This is a genomic window from Sorangium sp. So ce836 (genome assembly GCF_028553905.1).
GTDB lineage: Bacteria > Myxococcota_A > Polyangia > Polyangiales > Polyangiaceae > Sorangium > Sorangium cellulosum_D.
In genome coordinates, this window is sequence record NZ_CP102233.1 from 8,015,246 (window position 1) to 8,031,716 (window position 16,471).

Annotated in this window: 14 protein-coding genes; all 14 read left to right on the forward strand. The window is 70.7% G+C overall.

Annotation, left to right across the window (positions count from 1 at the left end):
* Positions 1 to 48 precede the first annotated feature (48 nt).
* The 14 genes from NQZ70_RS28835 to NQZ70_RS28900 all read left to right on the forward strand — a co-directional run bounded on the left by NQZ70_RS28835 (position 49) and on the right by NQZ70_RS28900 (position 16,421).
* On the forward strand, positions 49 to 3,075 hold the full coding sequence (locus NQZ70_RS28835) for a TAT-variant-translocated molybdopterin oxidoreductase (RefSeq protein ID WP_237244145.1): 3,027 nt from the start codon (positions 49 to 51) through the stop codon (positions 3,073 to 3,075).
* Positions 3,072 to 4,415, forward strand: coding sequence for an NrfD/PsrC family molybdoenzyme membrane anchor subunit (gene nrfD / locus NQZ70_RS28840; protein WP_129577076.1), 1,344 nt, complete (start codon positions 3,072 to 3,074; stop codon positions 4,413 to 4,415). Before NQZ70_RS28835 ends, nrfD begins: the two co-directional genes overlap by 4 nt.
* Positions 4,415 to 4,948 (forward strand): DUF3341 domain-containing protein, encoded by a 534-nt coding sequence (locus tag NQZ70_RS28845; RefSeq protein WP_129577077.1) that lies wholly within the window; start codon positions 4,415 to 4,417, stop codon positions 4,946 to 4,948. Before nrfD ends, NQZ70_RS28845 begins: the two co-directional genes overlap by 1 nt.
* Positions 4,945 to 5,577 (forward strand): cytochrome c, encoded by a 633-nt coding sequence (locus tag NQZ70_RS28850; RefSeq protein WP_129577078.1) that lies wholly within the window; start codon positions 4,945 to 4,947, stop codon positions 5,575 to 5,577. Before NQZ70_RS28845 ends, NQZ70_RS28850 begins: the two co-directional genes overlap by 4 nt.
* Entirely contained in the window at positions 5,574 to 6,761 is a 1,188-nt protein-coding gene (locus NQZ70_RS28855; RefSeq protein WP_129577079.1) for a hypothetical protein, read from the forward strand. The genes NQZ70_RS28850 and NQZ70_RS28855 overlap by 4 nt, the downstream gene beginning before the upstream one ends.
* Positions 6,758 to 7,150 carry a hypothetical protein gene (locus tag NQZ70_RS28860; protein WP_129577080.1) on the forward strand — a complete coding sequence of 131 codons (393 nt, stop codon included), beginning with the start codon at positions 6,758 to 6,760 and terminating at the stop codon, positions 7,148 to 7,150. The genes NQZ70_RS28855 and NQZ70_RS28860 overlap by 4 nt, the downstream gene beginning before the upstream one ends.
* Complete coding sequence (locus NQZ70_RS28865; protein ID WP_129577081.1) at positions 7,150 to 7,986, forward strand: SCO family protein; 837 nt, start codon at positions 7,150 to 7,152, stop codon at positions 7,984 to 7,986. The genes NQZ70_RS28860 and NQZ70_RS28865 overlap by 1 nt, the downstream gene beginning before the upstream one ends.
* Entirely contained in the window at positions 7,983 to 9,068 is a 1,086-nt protein-coding gene (gene coxB / locus NQZ70_RS28870; protein WP_129577082.1) for a cytochrome c oxidase subunit II, read from the forward strand. The genes NQZ70_RS28865 and coxB overlap by 4 nt, the downstream gene beginning before the upstream one ends.
* Positions 9,065 to 10,723: a cbb3-type cytochrome c oxidase subunit I gene (locus NQZ70_RS28875; RefSeq protein WP_129577083.1), complete on the forward strand. Its 1,659-nt coding sequence runs from the start codon at positions 9,065 to 9,067 to the stop codon at positions 10,721 to 10,723. Before coxB ends, NQZ70_RS28875 begins: the two co-directional genes overlap by 4 nt.
* Positions 10,698 to 11,363, forward strand: a complete 666-nt coding sequence (locus NQZ70_RS28880; RefSeq protein ID WP_129577084.1) for a cytochrome c oxidase subunit 3 family protein — start codon at positions 10,698 to 10,700, stop codon at positions 11,361 to 11,363. The genes NQZ70_RS28875 and NQZ70_RS28880 overlap by 26 nt, the downstream gene beginning before the upstream one ends.
* 15 nt (positions 11,364 to 11,378) lie before the next feature.
* Complete coding sequence (locus NQZ70_RS28885; RefSeq protein WP_129577085.1) at positions 11,379 to 11,720, forward strand: cytochrome C oxidase subunit IV family protein; 342 nt, start codon at positions 11,379 to 11,381, stop codon at positions 11,718 to 11,720.
* A gap of 450 nt (positions 11,721 to 12,170) precedes the next feature.
* Positions 12,171 to 13,076, forward strand: a complete 906-nt coding sequence (locus tag NQZ70_RS28890; protein ID WP_129577086.1) for a hypothetical protein — start codon at positions 12,171 to 12,173, stop codon at positions 13,074 to 13,076.
* Positions 13,077 to 13,178: 102 nt separating this feature from the next.
* A complete protein-coding gene (locus NQZ70_RS28895) occupies positions 13,179 to 14,012 on the forward strand; it encodes a ferritin-like domain-containing protein (protein ID WP_129577087.1) in 834 nt (277 codons plus the stop codon).
* 735 nt (positions 14,013 to 14,747) lie between these two features.
* On the forward strand, positions 14,748 to 16,421 hold the full coding sequence (locus NQZ70_RS28900) for a DUF1592 domain-containing protein (protein ID WP_129577088.1): 1,674 nt from the start codon (positions 14,748 to 14,750) through the stop codon (positions 16,419 to 16,421).
* Positions 16,422 to 16,471: the final 50 nt, after the last annotated feature.

The window sequence follows — 16,471 nt, forward strand, 5'->3', positions numbered from 1 at the left end:
GAGCACTCGAGCCGGCGGCGCCGGCCGCCGAGGACCTGAAGAGGGATGATGGCTGATCAGAGACAGACCCCCTGGAGCGCGGCGCTCGACGGCAAGACGGGCAAGGCATACTGGCGCAGCCTCGCGGACCTCCTCGAATCGCCGGAGCTCCGCGAGGCCGCGGCGCGAGAGCTCCCCGGCGGCGGGAGCGACCCGGGCGCGGTGAGCCGGCGCGGCTGGCTCAAGCTCCTCGGCGCCAGCATGGCGCTCGCCGGCGTCTCCGGGTGCCGAGCGACGCCCGCGGACAAGATCGTGCCCTATGTGACGACCCCGCCGGAGGTGACGCCGGGGATCCTCCGATACTACGCCACCAGCCTGGAGCTCGACGGGTTCGCCACGGGCATCCTCGTCGAGAACCACGAGGGGCGGCCGACGAAGGTCGAGGGCAACCCGGAGCACCCGGCGAGCCTCGGCGCGACCGGCGTTTACGAGCAAGCGTCGGTGCTCGGCCTCTACGATCAGCACCGGGCGCGCGCTGCGCGGCGCGGCGCGGCGCCGGCGGCGTGGCAGGCGTTCGTCGAGCAGTTCGGCGCACCGCGGCCCGACCGCGGCGCCGGGCTCCGGTTCGTCCTCCGGCCGACCGGCTCGCCGCTCGTCCTCGACCTCATCGGCCGCGTCCAGGCGCGCCATCCGGCCGCGCGGTTCACGTTCTACGCGCCCGCCCGGTCGGCCAATCCGGCGCGCGGGGCCGCGCTCGCCTTCGGCGCGCCGCTCCAGGCCCAGTACGACTTCCGGGCGGCGGACGTCATCCTCGCGCTCGACGCCGACTTCCTCGCGTCGGTGCCGTTCAGCGCGCGGTATGCGCGCCAGTTCGCCGAGCGCAGGCGCGTCGGCTCGCCGACGGGCACCATGAACCGCCTCTACGTCGTCGAGCCCGGGCTGAGCCCGACCGGGAGCATGGCCGACCACCGGCTGCGCAAGCGCCCGAGCGAGGTGCCGGCGCTCGCCGCGGCGATCGCGGCGGAGCTCTTCCTCGCGGTCGGCCCGCGCCCCGGAGCCGTCCCGCCCCAGGCGCTCGGCGCGCTCGAGCCGCTCCGGGCGCACGTGCGCGCCGAGGAGCAGCCGTTCGTCCGGGCGCTCGCGCGCGACCTCGCGCGCGGCGCCGCGGCGAGCGTCGTCGTCGCGGGGGAGCGGCAGCCCGCGCCGGTCCACGCGCTCGCGCACCTCATGAACGCGGCGCTCGGCAACGACCGCGCCGCGTGGGTCACCGGGCCGACCCTGATCTCGGCCGGCGCCGCCGAGCAGGAGATCGCCGCGCTCGCCGACGAGATCCGGCGCGGCGGCGTCGATACGCTGGTGATCCTCGAGAACAACGTGGCCTACACGGCGCCCGCGGATCTCGAGCTCGCGGCGCTGCTCCGCTCCGTCCCGAACCGCGTCTACCTCGGGCTCTACGAGGACGAGACCGCGGCCGCCTGCGGCTGGTTCGTGCCCGCCGCGCACGAGCTCGAGGCCTGGGGCGACGCCCGCGCCTACGACGGCACGATCTCGCTGGTCCAGCCGCTCATCGAGCCGCTCTTCCAGGGCAGGACCGCCTCCGAGGTGCTCGCCGTGTTCGCGGGCGAGCCGCGCCGGAGCGCGCGCGAGCTCCTGCGCGACGCCTGGTCGGCGCGGCGGGGCGGCGCCGACTTCGAGGCGTTCTGGGAGGAGGCGCTCCGGCGCGGGCTCGTCGAGGGCACCGCGGCCCCGCGCGAGGGCGCCGCGCTGCGGCCCGACGGCGCCCTCGCGGCGCTCGGGCAGCTCGCGGCGGCGGTCCCGGCGCCGGCGGAGGTCCTGGAGGTCGCCTTCTCGGTCGACGCGAGCGTGTATGACGGCCGGTTCGCCAACAACCCGTGGCTGCTCGAGCTGCCCGATCCGATGACAAAGCTCACCTGGGACAACGCCGCGCTGCTCAGCCCGGACACGGCCAGAGCGCTCGGCGTCGACAGCGAGGATGTGGTCGATCTCGAGCTCCGGGGGCGGGCGATCTCGATACCGGTCCTCGTCGCGCCAGGGCACGCCGACGGCGTGGTGTCGCTGGCGCTCGGCTACGGGCGGAGCGGCGCCGAGTCGATTGCCTCTGGGGTGGGGGCCGACGCGTACCGGCTCCGCACCGCGGACGCGCCGTTCTTCGCGGCGGGCGTCTCGGCGCGCAAGCGGCCGGATCAGAAGCACCGGCTCGCCCTGACGCAGAAGCACTTCAGCGTGCACGGGCGGCCCATCGCGCTCTCCGTCCCCCTCGCCGTCTACCGCGAGCACCCCGACTTCACGAGCGCGTTCAAGGGGCCGGTGCCGTCCCTCATGCCCGCGGTGTCGGCCCCCGGCGTGCCGCTCGCGCAATGGGCCATGACGATCGATCTCTCGATCTGCACCGGGTGCAGCGCGTGCGTCGTCGCGTGCCAGGCCGAGAACAACGTCCTCGTGGTGGGCAGGGACGAGGTCCTGAACAGCCGCGAGATGCACTGGCTCCGCATCGACACGTATTACTCCGGCGACCCGCGCGACCCGGGCGTCGTCCACCAGCCCATGCTGTGCCAGCACTGCGAGAAGGCGCCGTGCGAGTACGTGTGCCCGGTCAACGCGACCACGCACAGCCCCGACGGCCTCAACGAGATGACCTACAACCGCTGCGTCGGGACGCGGTTCTGCTCGAACAACTGCCCCTACAAGGTCCGCCGCTTCAACTGGTTCGATTACCACGAGCTCCACGCCTACAACACGGGGCTCGCGAGGCTCCAGCGCAACCCCGACGTGACCGTGCGGGAGCGCGGCGTCATGGAGAAGTGCACGTACTGCGTCCAGCGGATCCGCCGCGCGGAGATCGCGGCGCGCGTCGAGCAGCGCGGCATCCGCCCGGGCGAGGTCGTCACGGCGTGCCAGCAGGCCTGTCCGACGCGGGCGATCCAGTTCGGGGCGCTCGAGCACGCAGAGACGCCGATGGTCGCGTGGCGGAACGAGCCGCGGAGCTACGCGGTGCTGCACGACCAGGGGACCCGGCCGAGGACGATGTACCTCGCGCGCGTCGACAACGAGAACCCGGAGCTCGGCGAGCCGTGACACAACCCCTCATCCTCGGGAGGCCCACCGACGAGGCCCTCTCGGAAGAGCTGCTGTCGGTCGTCTGGAAGCCGCGGTCGCGGCTCTGGTGGGCGGCGTTCGCGGTCACCGGCGCAGGGACGATCGTGCTCTTGACGCTCGTCACCTACACCATCGTGAGCGGCATCGGCGTCTGGGGCAACAACATCCCGGTGGGCTGGGCGTTCGGGATCATCAACTTCGTGTTCTGGATCGGCATCGGGCACGCCGGGACGTTCATCTCGGCGATCCTGCTCCTGCTCGAGCAGCGCTGGCGCACGAGCATCAACCGGTTCGCCGAGGCGATGACCCTCTTCGCGGTCGTCCAGGCAGGCCTTTACCCGCTCCTGCACCTCGGCCGGCCGTGGTTCGCGTATTGGCTCATCCCCTACCCCTCCACGCTGAGGGCCTGGCCTCAGTTCAAGAGCGCGCTGCCCTGGGACGCGGCGGCGATCTTCACGTACTTCACCGTCTCTCTCGTGTTCTGGTACCTCGGGCTCGTCCCCGATTTCGCGTCCCTCCGCGATCGGGCGCCCGATCGCGGCCGCCGGGTGATCTACGGCATCCTGTCGCTCGGCTGGCGCGGCTCCGCGCGAGACTACCGCCATTATCGCCTCCTCTACGGCCTCCTCGCCGGCCTCGCGACGCCGCTCGTCCTCTCGGTGCACTCGATCGTGAGCAGCGACTTCGCGATATCGCTCGTCCCGGGGTGGCACTCGACCATCTTCCCCCCGTTCTTCGTCGCCGGCGCCATCTTCTCCGGCTTCGCGATGGTGCTCACGCTCCTCATCCCGGCGCGCCGGATCTTCCACCTGGAGCGCGTCGTCACCCAGCGGCACCTCGACAACCTCAGCAAGCTGACGCTCGTCACGGGCTGGATCGTCATCTACTCGTACATCATCGAGCTCTTCGCGGCCTGGTACAGCGGCTCGGAGTACGAGATCTACCAGTTCTTCGTCGCGCGCCCGAGCGGGCCGAACGCCGCCGTCTTCTGGGCGCAGATGTTCTGCAACGTCGCCGTCCCGCAGCTGCTCTGGTCCTCGCGCGTCCGCAGCAACATGATCCTGCTCTGGATCGTCTCGATTCTCGTGAACGTCGGGATGTGGTCGGAGCGGTTCGTGATCATCGTCATGGGGCTGCAGCGCGAGTTCATCCCGTCCGGGTGGCACGCCTACGGCCCGACGTGGGTCGATCTCACGCTGTTCGCCGGGACGTTCTGCTTCTTCCTGTTCCTCTTCCTCATCTTCCTGCGCCTGTTGCCGTTCATCCCGGTGGCCGAGGTCAAGGAGCTGAACCGCGAGATCAGCAAGGAGGAGCACTGATGCGGAGAGGTCTGCTCGCCGAGTTCGAGACGCCGGAGGCGATGCTCCTGGCGATCGCGGAGCTCAGGAGCCGCGGGTACCGCAGGCTCGACGCGTTCACGCCGTACCCGGTGCACGGCGTCGACGAGGCGCTCGGCCTGCGCCGCTCGCCGCTCAACTGGATCGTCCTGCCGTTCGCGCTCGCGGGCGCCGCGGGGGGCTACCTCGTCCAGTGGCACAACAACGCGTACGACTATCCCCTCAACATCGGCGGGCGGCCGGGGCACGCGCCCCCGGCGTTCGTGCCGATCACCTTCGAGATGACGGTGCTCGCCTCCGCCCTGGCGGGGTTCGTCGTGATGCTCGTCCTCGCGCGGCTGCCCGAGCTCTGGAACCCGATCTTCGATGTCCCGGGGTTCGAGCGCGCCACCATCGATCGATTCTGGATAGGCATCGACGCCCGCGACCCGGCGCTCATCAGCCCCCTCGCCGAGCGCGATCTCACCGATCTCGGCGCGCTCGCCGTCGCCTGGGCCGGGAAGGGGCGCGCATGAACCGCGGCCGCCTCCTCCCGCTCGCCTGCCTGGCCGCGGCGCTCTGCCTCTCGTGCACCCCGTCGACCCCGGCCGATCCCGAGCCCGGGGACGCCGACGCGCTGGACCTCGAGCGCATGCTCCGCCAGGCGCGCTATCTCCCCTACCAGCCCTCGGAGCTCTTCAACGACGGCTCCGTCATGCGCCGCCCGCCCGAGGGCACCGTGCCGAACGACCGCGCGACCGGCGATCCCGGGCTGACGCGCGGGGTCGCGGGCGGCGCGTACGTCACGCGCATCCCGGTCCCGGTGACGCTCGATCTGCTCCGGTACGGCAAGGAGCGCTTCGAGATCTTCTGCGCCGCCTGCCACGGGATCGCCGGAGACGGCGAGTCGGAGGTCGCGCGCAACATGACCCAGCGCCGCCCGCCGTCGCTCGTCGACGCGCGCGTGCAGGCGTTCCCGCCCGGCCGCATCTACCAGGTCATCGTCGAGGGCTATGGGCTCATGCGGTCTTATGAGCCGAACATCCCGCTCGGCGAGCGCTGGGCGATCGTGGCCTATGTGAAGGCGCTCGGGAGGAGCCGCGCCGCCGCGCTCGACGCGCTCCCTCCACCCCTCCGCGAGCGCGCCCGGAAGGAGCTCCCGTGAACCTCCGCATCCCCGTCTTCCGGGGCGGCCGCGCGATCGTCACGCGCTCGCTCGGCCTCGCCCTCGTCGGCGCCGCGCTGCTCGTCGCCGGCGCGTTCGTGGATCGCGAGCGGCTCTTCTACGCCTACCTCGCGGCCTACGCCTACGCCGTGACCACGGCGGTCGGCGCGCTCATCTTCCTCATGATCTGCCACGCCATGAACGCGACGTGGCCTGTGGCCGTCCGCCGCCTCGCGGAGGCGATCGTCGGCGCGCTGCCGCTCCTCGCCGTGCTGTTCCTCCCGCTCCTGTTCGGGCTGGACGCGCTCTACGGCGAGTGGCTTCATCCCGAGACCATCCGCGAAGAGCACGTGAGGGAGGTGGTGCTGCACAAGCAGCCTTACCTGAACCTCCCCTTCTTCCTCGTCAGGACGGCGATCTATTTCGCGGTCTGGCTCGCCTTCGGCGCCCTGCTCCGGCGCGGCTCGCTCCGGGGCGACGCGACCCCGGCGCTCGCGGCCGGCGGCCGCCTCCGCGTGATCAGCGTCGTCGGCCTCCCGCTCGTCGCGCTCACGCTCTCGTTCGCCTCGTTCGACTGGCTCATGTCCCTCGCGCCGACGTGGGTCTCGACGATGTTCCCCGTCTACGTCTTCGCCGGCGGCTTCGTCGCGGCGATAGCGCTGCTCACGGTCCTCGCGTTCGCCGCCGAGCGCGCCGGGCTCCTGCCCGGGCTCGGCGCGTCGCACTACTACGCCCTCGGCCGGCTGCTCCTCGCCTTCACCATCTTCTGGGCCTACGCCGCCTTCTTCCAGTTCATGCTGATATGGATCACGGACAGGCCCGAAGAGATCGAGTTCTTCCTGCGCCGCTCCCACGGCCCGTGGCGGACAGAGACGCTCGTCCTCGTGCTCGCGCGGTTCGTGATCCCGTTCGCGATCCTGCTCAATTACCGGATCAAGCGGCGGCCGGCCTGGCTGTCCGCGGTCGCCGCCTGGGTCGTCGCCGCGCACTACCTCGACATGCACTGGCTCGTCGCGCCCGAGATCCCGGGCGCGCGCGCGCCGCTCCACTGGCTCGATCTGGCGGCGCTCCTCGCCGTGATCGGCGCGAGCGTCGCGTTCGCCGCGCTGCGCATGCGCAATAGGCCGCTCGCCCCCATCAACGACCCGGCCCTGCCGGCCGCCCTCCGCTACGAGAGCGTATGACGTCCCATTACCGCCGCCCCGACGTTCGCCAGGAAGAGGATCTCCTCCCCTGGCGGAGGATCCTCGCCGTCGCGTTCGCCGTCGTCGTGATCTTCTTCCTCCTGGGCATCTGGTCGTGGATGATCCTGCGCGGCCGCGAGGCCGAGCTCCGCCCCGCGGGCAGGACCCTCGCGCGCGCCAAGGAGGGCTTCGAGCCGCGCGGCGTGGTGGCCGGGGTGGATCAGCGGCTCTTCCAGCGCACGGCCAGCGGCGAGGAGGGGCTCGGCACGATGCTGAACCGCAAGAAGCGCGAGGAGCTCGGCCGCTTCGGCTGGGCCGACCGGGGCCGCGGGATCGTGCAGATCCCGATCGAGGACGCGATGAGCCTCGTCGTGGAGGAGAGCCGCTGATGAGGATGCACCCCGTGTCCACCGCCGCGCTCCTCGCCCTCGCGCTCTCGCGCGCGCCGCTCGCCGCCGCCGCGGATCCGCCGTCGCTCCCGCCCGCCGCGCGCGAGGCCGACATCGACGAGCGCCTCGGGGGCGCCGTGGACAAGGCCCTCCAGTTCACGGACATGGATGGACGGCGCGCCCCGCTCGCGGAGCACTTCGACGGGCGGCGGCCGGTCCTCCTCGTCCTCGCCTATTACCGCTGCCCGACGCTCTGCGGCCTCGTGCTGCGCGGCCTCGTCGCCGGCATGGCGAAGCTCGATTACCGGCTGGGCGAGCAGTACCGCGCGCTCACGGTGAGCTTCGATCCGCGGGATACCCCGGAGTCCGCCGCGCGGAAGCGCGGAGCTGCCCTGTCGGCGCTCGGCGCGGCGGGCGCGCCCGATCGCGGGGCCTGGCCGTTCCTCACCGGCGAGCTCCCCGAGATCCGCGCGCTCGCCGGCGATCTCGGCTTCCGGTTCGCGTACGACCCGCGGACCGAGCAGTACGCGCACCCCGCGGCGGTCTTCGTGCTCACGCCGGACGGCCGCATCTCCCGCTATCTCTATGGCATCGAGTTCTCCGCCCTCGACCTCCGGCTCGCGCTCCTCGAGGCCAGCCGCGGGCAAGTCGGCACCTCCCTGGATCGCGTCCTCATGACGTGTTATCGCTACGACCCGGCGAGCCGCCGCTACGGCCCTTACGTGGCCGGCTTCCTGCGGGTCGGCGCGGCCTCCATCCTGACCTGGGTCGCCGCGCTGCTCGCCTTCTTTGGCTGGCAGGGGCGGCGGCGCAGGCGGCGGGAGGGCGCGCGATGAACGACCTCCTGCGCCAGCTGCTCTTCCTGCCCGAACAGCGCTCCTCGCTGGCCGGCGAGGTCGACGGGCTGCACTACTTCGTCATCCTGGTGACGATGGGGGGCGCCGCCCTGATCACGCTGATCGGCGGATATTTCCTCATCCGCTATCGCCGCCGGGTCCAGGACACCTCACGGCCTCACCCCGGGGCCTTCGCGCGGCCGGCGCTCTTCCTGGAGACTGCGGCGCTCTTCGGCCTCGGGTTCCTGTTCCTCACCTTCTGGAACATCGGCACGCGCCAGTTCGTCGACCTGCGCACGCCGCCGGAGGACGCGCTCGACGTCTACGTCACGGCCAAGCAGTGGATGTGGAAGTTCAGCTATCCGGAGGGAGAGAGCATGATCTCGGTGCTCTACGTCCCTGCGCGCAGGCCGGTGAGGCTCGTCATGACGTCGCGGGACGTCGTCCACAGCTTCTTCGTGCCCGAGTTCCGCATCAAGCAGGACGTCGTCCCGGGCCGGTATACCACCGTCTGGTTCGAGGCGAGCGAGCCGGGCGCGTACCCCATCCTCTGCACCGAGTACTGCGGCACGAGCCACTCCGAGATGCGCGGCCAGGTGATCGCGCTCGCCCCGGCCGACTACGAGCGCTGGCTCGCGGGCGGCGCGGCGAGCACGCCGGCGTTCGCGCAGGAGGCCGCCGACCGGACCGAGCTCGCCGCCGCGGAGCCGACGATGCCCCAGCGCGGCGAGCGCGCCGCCGCGCGGCACAACTGCCTCCGCTGCCACACGCTCGACGGCACGCAGCACGTCGGCCCCACCTGGGCCGGGCTCTACCGCACCGTCGTGCCGCTCGAGGGCGGCGGCGAGCGCGTCGCCGACGAGGCCTACATCACGGAGTCGATCATGGATCCGCTCGCCGTCCTGCACCGCGGCTTCTCGCCGGTCATGCCGTCGTACCTGGGGCAGATCACGCCGCCCGACGTCGCCGCGATCATCGAGCTCATCAAATCGATCCGCGACGTCCCCCACGGCCCCGTGGTGCCGTGGGACGGCGTCAGCGGAGGCGGCGCCCCGGCGCCGGGAGGGATGACGACGCCATGACGGCCCATGAGATCGAGGGGACAGCGCCCGTCCACGGCTCGCACGAGCTCGATTACCTCCGCGCCGGCGCCGGCGTGCGATCGTGGCTGCTCACGACCGATCACAAGCGCATCGGGCTCATGTTCTATGCGCTGATCGTGCTGATGCTCCTGCTCGGCGGCGCCTTCGCGCTCGTCCTCCGGACGGAGCTCTTGACCCCCGGGCCCACCGTCATCGACGCGACGACCTACAACCGCATGTTCACGCTCCACGGCGTGGTCATGGTGTGGCTCTTCATGATCCCGTCGATCCCGAACGTCTTCGGGAACTTCTTCCTCCCGCTCATGATCGGCGCCAAGGATCTCGCCTTCCCGCGCCTCAACCTGGCGAGCCTCTACGTCTACGCGGCCGGCGCCGTGATCACGCTGGCGACGGCCATCGCCGGGGGCGCGGACACCGGGTGGACGTTCTACCCGCCGTACAGCACGACCACGCCCGCGGCCGTCCTGCCGATCGTGATCGGCATCTTCACCCTCGGCATGTCGTCGATCATGACGGCCGTGAACTTCATCGCGACGACGCACACGATGCGCGCCCGCGGCATCGGCTGGGGCAGGCTGCCGCTCTTCGTGTGGGCCAACTACGCGACGAGCGTCATCATGCTGCTCGCGACCCCCGTCCTCGGCCTCACGATCCTGCTCGTCGGGCTCGACCACATCTACCACTTCGGCGTCTTCGACCCGGCGCTCGGCGGCGATCCCGTGCTGTTCCAGCACCTGTTCTGGTTCTACTCCCACCCTGCCGTCTACATCATGGTGCTCCCGGCCCAGGGCGTCGTCAGCGAGGTCGTCTGCACCTTCTCCCAGCGGCAGCCGGCGTCCTACTGGGCGATCGCCCTCTCGTCGCTCGGCATCGCGTTCATCGGGTTCACGGGGTGGGGGCACCACATGTTCGTGGCCGGGATGAGCGAGTTCGACGCCGGGGTCTTCGGCGCGCTCTCGATGTTCGTCGCGATCTTCTCGGCCATCAAGGTCTTCACCTGGGTGGCGACGATGCAGAAGGGGTCCATCCATTTCAACACCCCGATGCTCTATTTCTTCTGGTTCCTGTTCCTCTTCGTCTTCGGCGGCATGACCGGCGTCGCGACGGCGACGCAGTCGCTCGACGTGCACTGGCACGACACCTACTTCGTCGTCGCCCACTTCCATTTCATCATGGTGGGCGGCACGCTCACCGCGTTCCTCGCGGCCGCGCACTACTGGTTCCCCAAGATGTTCGGCCGCATGTACTCCGAGTCGATGGGGCTGCTCACCTCGTTCGGCGTGTTCCTGGGGTTCATCCTGACGTTCCTCCCGCAGTTCCTGCTGGGCAACGCCGGGATGCCGCGCCGCTATTACAGCTATCCGGAGCAGTACCAGTGGCTGAACGTCCTCTCGACCGGCGGCGCTTACCTGCTCGCGGGCGCGCTCGTGCTCGCGCTCGTGAACCTCCTCGTCGCCCTGCGCTGGGGCGCGCTCGCCCCGGCCAATCCATGGAGGTCCCGGAGCTACGAGTGGGCGACGCCGCCCCTCCCGCCGGCGCACAACTTCCCCGTGACGCCGATCGTCGAGCGCGGCCCGTACGACTACCAGCTGACCGAGGAGGAGGCCCATGCCCGAATCTCAGCCGCCCTCTGAGCCGCTCGCCCCGGCGCGGCTCGCCATGCAGTTCGAGGATCTCGAGAAGCAGACCCACGCCGCGCACTTCGGGATGTGGATCTTCCTCGCCAGCGAGGTTCTCCTCTTCGGCGGCCTCTTCGCCCTGTACGCCGCCTACCGCGCGATGTTCGGCGCCGATTTCACCGCGGCGATCGCCCACAACAACGCCGTGATCGGCACGTCGAACACGGCGATCCTCCTGACGAGCAGCCTGCTCGTCGCGCTGAGCGTCCACGCCGTGCGCCTCGATCACCCCGCGAGGGCCGGCCGCCTCCTGCTCGGCGCCATCGCGCTCGGCATCGCCTTCCTCGTGCTGAAGGGCGTCGAGTACACGGCGCACTTCCACGAGGGGATCTTCCCCGGCGCCGCCTACCGCTTCGAGGAGCTCCCGCAGGCGGGCGCGAAGGTGTTCTTCACGCTCTATTACCTGACGACCGGGCTCCACGCCATCCACGTCACGGCGGGGCTCGTGGTCCTCGGCTGGCTCGCGTGGGGGTGCTTCCGGCGCCGGTACGGCGCGGGCAACGAGACGCACGTCGAGCTCGGCGGGCTCTACTGGCACCTCGTCGACGTGATCTGGATCTTCCTCTGGCCGATGCTCTACCTGATGCACCGCTAACGGCACGCAGCGCCCATGATCGTCAAACACCTCTCCTCGCGGACCTACGTGATCGTCTGGCTCGTCCTGCTCGCGCTCACGCTGGCCTCGTACCTCCTCTCGCTGGCCCACCTCGGCCGGGCCGATGTCGTCGCGGCGCTGCTCATCGCCGCGGCGAAGACGGTGCTCGTGGTCCTCTTCTTCATGCACCTCATCGAGCAGCGCTTCGCGAACGCCATGCCCATGATCGTGTCGGCCCTCCTCCTCGGCCTGCTGTTCACGCTGATGGTCAGCGACGTCGCGACGCGCGAGACGGTCTCGCGCGGCCCGGTCCCGCCGGCGCCGCCGCCGCCCGAGGCCGCGGCCCCGCCCCGGTGATGCGGGGTCGCCCCGTCGGGGGGCCCGTGTCGAGATCTTCGACGACGGCGCGCTGGCGGATCCTCTACGAGTCTCCCCACGAGGACGTCGCCGAGTCCGCGTGGACGAACGTCGCGTACGATCTCACGCCTACAAGAACCGGAGTCTCCGGGTGCGCTTCGGCTAGAGCGCCGTGCTCGCCTTCGGCGGCGCGCCCACGTCCGGCTGGAACATCGACGACGTGCAGATCAGCGCGTGCCGGTAGCCGGCCGCCGTGGACCGGGCTCGGCGAGAGCACGGCAGAAGAGATCGACAGCCATCGACTATTTCCGCTTTCATGGGAGCTCTCTCCGGGCACCCGCGACGCTCGCCATCCGATCGTCCTGGCACCTCGCTTGCTTTGCCGAGCACGGAAAGCGCGCAAGGACAGAGCTTGCGCCGGGTTGTGCCACAGAAAGGACATCGCACGTCATGGCCATCCAGAAGAAGCGCAAGGTGCTCCGGACCCCCTTCGTCGTGACCGTCGCCGCGGCAGCCTCGTTCGCGGGCGCCGTGGCCCTGCCGGGGTGCGACCCCACGGTGCAGGACGGCAGCTGCCCCGCGGAGCGGCCGGCGGAAGGGTCGAGCTGCGACGCGGACGACGTGTCCTGCACCTACCCGGGCACGTGCGGCGACGACACCTTCAGGTTCACGTGCGAGGACGGGGCGTGGCAGATGGGGGTCGATCCGACGTGCAACCCGCCGCCTCCGGCGTGCCCGGAGGAGAGGCCGGAGGCCGGATCGAGCTGTACGGCGGGCGGCCTGTCCTGCTCGTACCTCGACGACTGCGACAACCCCATCGACTACACGTGCATGGGCGGGGCGTGGCAGATGGGGCCGGAGATGTCCTGCAACCCGCCGCCGCCCCCGGAGTGCCCCGAGGCGACGCCGGAGGACGGGGCTCCCTGCGAGGGAGCGATCGGGACCTGCGGCTACATGATGCCCACCGGCTGCGGCCCGATGCCGATCGACGCGGCGTGCGTCCTGGAAGGCGACACCTGGCGCTGGCAGGTGCACGAGATCTTCTGCAACCCGCCGCCGCCGGAGCACTGCCTCGCGGCCGCCACCGCGGAGGCGTGCGCGGGCCTCGGCCCGACCTGTCAATGGCTTGTGCCAGGCTGTGCCGACGGCGACGGAGCGCCGGCGCTGCCCGCGGCGGGCTGCTTCCCGAGCCTGCCGTGCGAGAGCGACGACGCGTGTCCGGCTGGGACGCTCTGCCAGGAGGTCGTCGTCAACCCCTGTGTTGCCGCGTCTCCCGGCGGGGTGACCTGCGCCGCGTGCGGGTCGACCAAGAACGTCTGCGTGCCGCCCTCCGCGGCGACCGCCGCGGGGAAGTGAGCTCCTCCGCGGCCGGCGCGCCCCGCCAGGGGCGCTCCGCCGCGGCCGGCGCGCCCCGCCTCTCGTCTTGCCGCTCCCGGACCCCGCGCATAGCGTGACCCCATGACGGACGCCCCCGACGCAGAGCACGACAGCACCGCGGCCGCGGAGCAGGCGCCGCGCGAGGAGCCATCGCCCGTCGCTCGCGCGCCCCTCCCGCTTCCGCCCGCGAGCGACGCCGTGCGCGCCGAGTGGGGGCGGCGCATCGAGGCCGAGTACCGCTCGGCGGCGATCACGCAGCACCTCACGCTCTGGCTCATCCAGATGGGCGCCTCGCCGGATCTCATCGACGACGGCCTGCGCATCGTCAAGGACGAGCTCGCGCACGCGCGCCTCAGCCATCGCGTCCACGCCCGCGCGGGCGGCGGGGCCTTGCCGGCGCTGCGCCGCGAGACCCTCGGCCTGAAGGGCGGCGGCGACGAGCCGCTCGAGCTGGCGGTCGCCCGGGCGGGCGTGGAGGTGTTCTGCCTCGGGGAGACGGTCGCGGTCCCGCTCTTCAAGGTGCTCCGCGAGGGGTGCACCGTCCCGGTCGCGCGCCGGGCGCTCGACCGCATCCTCCGGGACGAGGTGCGGCACCGCGACTTCGGCTGGACGCTGCTCCGCTACCTGCTCGAGCTGCCGTGCGCGCCGGCCGTGCGACAGCTGGTCGAGCGCGAGCTCCACGCCATGTTCGCGCGGCTGCGCCGGAGCTACATGCCCCCCGGCGGCGCGAAGCGCGCGGCCATCTCGGACGACGATCGCGCCTGGGGCCTGATGCCGGTCGCCCGATACGGGGAGATCCTCGAGCGCGCCATCGAGCGCGACTACGTGCCCCGCTTCGGCGAGCACGGCGTCGACGCGGCCGCCGCGTGGCGCCGCTCGGCGAGCGCGCCCGACCGGCCCGCCGCGCCCACCTGAGCCGGCCGGCGCGCGTCCCCCACGCGCCGTCGCGGAGACAGGAGCGCGCCGGTCTAATGTGATCGCTCACATCCGACGCCCCGAGGCTTCTTTGCCTTGCCCTGCCTGGATAGGCCGTCATGCGCACCGGGCCTTGCGTCCTCATGCGCGTTCACCTGGACGGTCGCGCCATGGCACCAGAAGAGGTCCGGCGCCTACCCCACTTGACGCGGCGCACCGGAGGAGCGCTCCCAGCCCGGTCCTCCCCGGACTCGAGGAGAGACCCGCGGGCCGGTCGATTGGAATTGACACAGAAATTGTGATCGTTCACATTCGACCCGAAGGGTATCCTTTTGCTTCGCCCTTGATTAGGAGGTCTCGTCGTGCGCGCCGAGACCTTCGTCATCTGAACGATTTCGGCAAGGATCGCGTTCGCCCCGTCGTCGCGGAAGCGATCGCTGCTCGGTGGTGCTCGGCGCTTGCCAGGGGTGTTCCCCTGGAGACCACGACAGGCCTCGCTGGTTCGACCGCTGTCGTGAGCTCCGAACATTGTTCACCGAGAATGATTTTTTCATCCTCCGGCGAAGCGTCCGGGTGGCGACCCGCAGCCTATGAGTGAATGCGACCCCTTCGCTGCATGGATGAGTTGTTGATATAGCCCCAATTTTCCAAGATGGCCAGATCGCACAGAACCAAGTTCTGTCCACCCAGGGCAAGGGAACTGCCCAATCACCAAAGGTCAGTCAGGAGACAATGATGACCCCACCGTTTTTTTCGATAACCGGCTTGCCGCGCCGCGGGCGGGCGCTCGGTGCGGGGCTCTGCGTCACGGCGCTCCTGCTCGCGGGGTGCACGGGCTCGTTGGGCGACCCAGAGGACAGCGCCGGCCCTGGGCCGGGCGGCAACGGCGAGGCCACCGGCGGCGAGGCGCGCGGCATCGATATGCCGGGTGCGCCGCGGTACCACCGGTTCGTGCGCCTCACGAACTCGCAGTGGGCGAGCAGCGTGCAGGTGGTCCTGAACCTCGGCGCCCCTTCGACGCTGTCCGAGGCGTTCGAGAAGCCCGTCGCCGGCACGACGGACTTCACGAACAACGAGCTCTTGCTGAGCGTGAACCAGCGCTCGTGGAGCGACTACCAATCGGCGGCGGAGGCGCTCGCCGAGGAGGTGACGGCTTCGGATGCGGCGCTCGCCAAGGTCTACCCGGGTACGGACACGGCCGGCTTCCTCAAAACCGTGGGGCGCCGTGCGTATCGCCGTCCGCTGACGGACGCCGAGCTCACCAAGTACACGGCGCTCTTCGAGACCGGCGCGGCGATGTCCGGCACGAAGAGCACGTTCGCCAAAGGCGCGCAGCTCGTGATCCGGACGATGCTCCAGTCGCCGCACTTCCTCTACCGCACGGAGCTCGGCGAGGATCGCAAGCCGCTCAACGGTTACGAGATCGCCGCGAAGCTCTCGCTCTGGCTGCGCAACGCCGCCCCGGACGACGCGCTGCTCGACAAGGCGCCGACGCTCACGACGCCGGAATCGATCGCCGCGGTCGCCGAGTCCATGATGGAGGAGCCCGCTGCGGCCAAGGGCATGCGGTACTTCCATGGCGAGCTGCTCCATTTCGATCGCTACGCCACGATCAGCAAGCTCGGCGTGCCGAGCTACAAAGAATCGTTGAACGCGGAGTACGAGGAGAGCGCGTACCTGTTCTTCGAAAAAATCTTCACCGAGGGGCACGGAGTCAAGGACATCCTCACGTCCACGAAGGGCTTCGTGGGGCCGGGGATGGCGGAGCTCTACGGCCTCTCGCCGAGCGGCCGCGACGTCGTGGAGCGAGACCTCGGTCCCGATCGCGTCGGCTTCTTCTCGCAGCTCCCTTATCTGACGCTCAACGCCCTGAACGATGAGTCGGACTCGATCCACCGCGGCGTCAGCATCAACCTCGACGTGCTGTGCACGCCGCTCGGCGCGCCGGCCCCGAACATTCCGCCGGTCCCGCCGCTCGAGCCCGGGCAGACGAACCGCGAACGCATCACGCGGCTCACGTCCGGCTGCGGCGGCTCGTGCCACAACGAGCTCATCAACCCCGTCGGTTTCGCCTTCGAGCACTTCGACGGCATGGGGCTCTATCGGGACGAGGAGAACGGGGGCCTGCCGGTCGACAGCAGCGGCGTCTACTCCTTCACCGAAGGAGCCAAGTCGTTCGCGGACGCCGGCGAGCTGATGCACCACATGGCGGCGGGCGAGCAGGCTCACCTCTGCTACGCCAAGAAGCTCGCGAGCTTCGCGCTTCAGCGCGACGTCATCCCGTCGGACTTGCCGCTCGTCGAGACGCTCGCCGATGTGAGCCGTGGCGCCAGCGGCTCGGTGAAAGAGATGATGCTCGAGCTCGTGAAGGACGAAGCATTCCGCACTCGCGTGGGAGGCCCGCTGTGAACCCCAAGATCGTAACGAACCTCACTCAACCGCACGTGGTCCGCAGGCGC